Below are 3,413 nucleotides of genomic sequence, written 5' to 3' on the forward strand. Positions count from 1 at the left end.
GCAGACGGCGTGTTCGCCTATTCGAACGAAGAAGAGTCGGCACGCTTGCTGCGCGAGCTGCGCAAGCAGGGCTGGAACAAGCCCATCATCGGCGAAACCACCCTGACAGGCCAGAAAGTCATTGAGCTGGCCGGTGAGGCTGCCAACGGCGCGATTGCCCACGTGGGCTTGACGGTGGATGCGCCGGTGCCCGCCATCCGCGCTTTCAAAGCGAAGTTTGAGAAGGACTACAAGTACATCTCCGATCACAACGGCATGAAGGGCTACTCCGGTGTCTACGTGCTCAAGGCCGCCATCGAAAAAGCCGGCAAGCTGGACCGCAAGGCCGTGGCTGCGGCCATGAAGGGCTTGAAGGTCAACACCGACAAATATCCCGGCGCGCTGATGTACACCGAGTTCGACAACAAGGGCGACCTCGACCGCATGAGCTTCATGGTGGAAGTCAAAAACGGCAAGCAGGAAGTCATTGACATGGTTCCCCCGCTTGGCCTGGCCACCCGGGACGTGAGCAAGACCCTTCCTTTGGCACCTGCTGCTGCGGCCAAGCCAGCCGCGAAGAAGTAACTGAGTAACTGCAACCTCGGCCGGCCATGCGGGGCCGGCCGCTCATGGGGCAGGGCGCAAGCCCTTCCCATTGAGAACTCCGCTGAATACAACCGACTTTCTCCATCGGACCTTCCCATGACAGACTTTCTCCAACTCTTTTTCTCGGGCCTGGCCACCGGCAGCATTTATGCGCTGGCGGCCCTGGGCTTTACCTTGCTGTGGCAGGCCTCGGGAACGATCAACTTTGCGCAGGGTGAATTTGTCATGCTGCCGGCCTTCATGATGCTGGCCTTCATTTCGCTGGGCGCACCCATGCTGGTGAGCTTTGTGCTGGCGGTGCTGCTGGCCGTGTTGCTGCTGGGCTGGGTCTTCAAGCGGGGGGTGGTGGATCCGCTCTTCAAGTACGGCATGATGCCCATCGTCGTGGCGACCATCGGGCTTTCCATTGCCCTGCGCAATGGCGTGCGCGCCGGCTACAGCGCCGAAGCCCATCCTTTTCCGAGTCTCTTTGCCGACAAGCTGTTCAACATCGCCGGCGTCACGATAACGCTTCAGGACATCGGCACTTTTGCGCTGGCCCTGATCATCGTGATGGCGACACAGGCTTTCCTGGCCAAAACCGTCACGGGCCGTGCCATGCAGGCCGTGGCACAAAACACCGAAAGCGCTTCGGTACTGGGCATCAATGTGCCGCGCATGATTTTCTACACCTTCGCCATCAATGCCGTGCTGGCGGTGGCGGCGGCCCTGCTCGTTACGCCCACTTACCTCGCCAAGTTCGACATGGGCGAAGGCCTGGGTACCAAGGCTTTTTTTGCCGCCATCATCGGCGGTTTCAACAACTCGCGCGGCGCCTTGCTGGGCGGGCTGATTGTGGGGGTGTGCGAGAACCTGGCCGCTGCCTATATTTCTCCGGCCTACAAGGACGCCGTGGCGCTGGTTATTTTCATGGTGGTGATTCTCTTCAAGCCACAAGGCCTGCTGGGTAAAAAAGAGGAGCGCAAGGTATGAAGCTCGCCAACAACAAATTTGCCCTGGTATTGACGGTTCTGGCCGCTTTGCTGGTACTGGCGGTGCCGCAGTTCCTGAAGAGCTACGGCATCTACCTGCTGACCTACTGGCTGGTTTTTATCATTGCCACCATGGGACTGAACCTGACCATTGGCTACGCGGGCCAGAAATCGCTGGGCCACGCGGCCTTCTTCGGTATTGGCGCCTACACCGTCGCCATCCTGATGAAGGCGGGTGTCAGCTTCTGGCTTGGTTTGCCGGCTGCCGCACTGATCTGTTTTGCCGTCGGGCTGATCCTGGGTTTCCCGGCGCTGCGCGTGCAAGCCATTTACCTGGCATTCGCAACGCTGGGTTTTAACACCGCCATCTGGCTGGTCATGCGCAATGAAGAGTGGCTCACCGGAGGCACCTTTGGCATCAACAACATTGCACGGCCGTCCCTCTTCGGGTATTCGCTCGAAGGCAACCTGCCTTACTACTACTTTGTACTGGCCGTGACGGTCATCCTTTCGGGCCTGCTGTGGGGGTTGCTGCGCTCACCCTGGGGCAAGGCTTTCACGGCCTTGCGCGACAACCCGATACGGGCCGAGAGCCTGGGGGTGGACATCCGCAACTACACGCTGCTGAGTTTTGCCATTGGCGCGGCTTACGCCGGCATCGCCGGTGCGCTGTTTGCATCGCTGGTGCAGTTCATCGAGCCGGGGCCGTTTACGGTGGCCGCGTCCATCATGATGTATCTGATGGTGGTGGTCGGCGGTGCGGGTTATTTCCTGGGCCCCATCGTGGGCGCCGCCGTGGGGGTGGTGCTGCCGGAGTGGCTGCGCGATGTGCCGCTGGTGTCCAACTGGTATTTGCCGATGTTCGGCGCTGCGGTGGTGCTGTTGATGGTGTGGCTGCCCGATGGGTTGCTCAGCATTCCTGACCGTATACGGGCCAAGCGCGCAGCGCGTGAGGCGTCCCAGGCACGTGCGGCTGCAGCCAGCCGGATCGGAGCGGCATCATGACAAACGCGTTGTTAAAAGTTGCCGGGCTCAAAAAGGCCTATGGCGCCATTCAGGCTGTGGGCGGGGTCTCCTTTGAAGTCATGCCGGGGGAAATCTTTGGTGTCATCGGACCCAATGGCTCGGGTAAAACCACCATGTTCAACAGCGTGTTGGGCCAGATCAGCCCCGATGCCGGCACGATCGAACTCAACGGTAAAACCATCACCGGCCTGTCGCCGCTGGAGCTCAGCCGGCGTGGCGTGGGCCGCACCTTTCAGACCCTTCAGGTGTTCGGAAAGATGACGGTGCGCGACAACCTGATCGTGGCGGCCCAGGAGCACAAGGGCAGCCTGCTCGGCCGCATGTTCGCGCCTGGCGACTCGGGGTTGGGCGACAAGGCGGATGCGCTCATCGACCAGTTCCGCATCCGCCATGTGGCTGACAAGCTCGCCGGTACCTTGAGCTATGGCCAGCAAAAGCTGGTGGACATCGCCATGGCTTTTATGGCCGAACCGGACCTGGTGCTGCTCGACGAGCCGTGCGCGGGCGTCAATCCCAGCCTGGTGGGCGGCATCTCGTCGCTGCTCCGGGATCTGAACCAGAACCCCAAATTTGGCCGCAAGGCTTCGTTTGTGGTGATCGAGCACAACATGGATTTTGTGATGGGCCTGTGCCACCGCATCATGGTGATGGTCGAAGGCAAGGTGCTGGCCATTGGTACGCCGGCGGAGATCCGGGCCAATAAAGAGGTATTGGACGCCTATTTAGGGAACTAACCCCCTGTCTCGGCTCACTGCGTGTAGCCGGAATCCCCCTTAAGGGGGACAACCGCTGCGGCCCGGCGGAGCCGGTTCCGCGCCGTTGCTTGGAAAG

The 3,413-nt window shown here is 60.8% G+C and carries 4 protein-coding genes; all 4 read left to right on the forward strand.

The window, feature by feature from the left end; translation table 11 throughout:
• The coding region (locus AC1DWI_RS17105; protein WP_477725279.1) for an ABC transporter substrate-binding protein at positions 1-564 on the forward strand (564 nt) is incomplete at its 5' end.
• 117 nt (positions 565-681) lie between these two features.
• Positions 682-1,557 carry a branched-chain amino acid ABC transporter permease gene (locus AC1DWI_RS17110; protein ID WP_457280111.1) on the forward strand — a complete coding sequence of 292 codons (876 nt, stop codon included), beginning with the start codon at positions 682-684 and terminating at the stop codon, positions 1,555-1,557.
• On the forward strand, positions 1,554-2,561 hold the full coding sequence (locus AC1DWI_RS17115; protein WP_457280112.1) for a branched-chain amino acid ABC transporter permease: 1,008 nt from the start codon (positions 1,554-1,556) through the stop codon (positions 2,559-2,561). Before AC1DWI_RS17110 ends, AC1DWI_RS17115 begins: the two co-directional genes overlap by 4 nt.
• Positions 2,558-3,316 (forward strand): ABC transporter ATP-binding protein, encoded by a 759-nt coding sequence (locus tag AC1DWI_RS17120; protein ID WP_457280113.1) that lies wholly within the window; start codon positions 2,558-2,560, stop codon positions 3,314-3,316. Before AC1DWI_RS17115 ends, AC1DWI_RS17120 begins: the two co-directional genes overlap by 4 nt.
• The last annotated feature ends 97 nt before the right edge of the window (positions 3,317-3,413 follow it).

This window comes from Polaromonas sp. P3_C2, assembly GCF_056402675.1.

What these genes read in the sequence shown, in the direction of transcription:
- AC1DWI_RS17110 (WP_457280111.1), top strand. Translation starts at nt 682, where the DNA reads ATGACAGACTTTCTCCAACTCTTTTTCTCGGGCCTGGCCACCGGCAGC.
- AC1DWI_RS17115 (WP_457280112.1), top strand. Translation starts at nt 1,554, where the DNA reads ATGAAGCTCGCCAACAACAAATTTGCCCTGGTATTGACGGTTCTGGCC.
- AC1DWI_RS17120 (WP_457280113.1), top strand. Translation starts at nt 2,558, where the DNA reads ATGACAAACGCGTTGTTAAAAGTTGCCGGGCTCAAAAAGGCCTATGGC.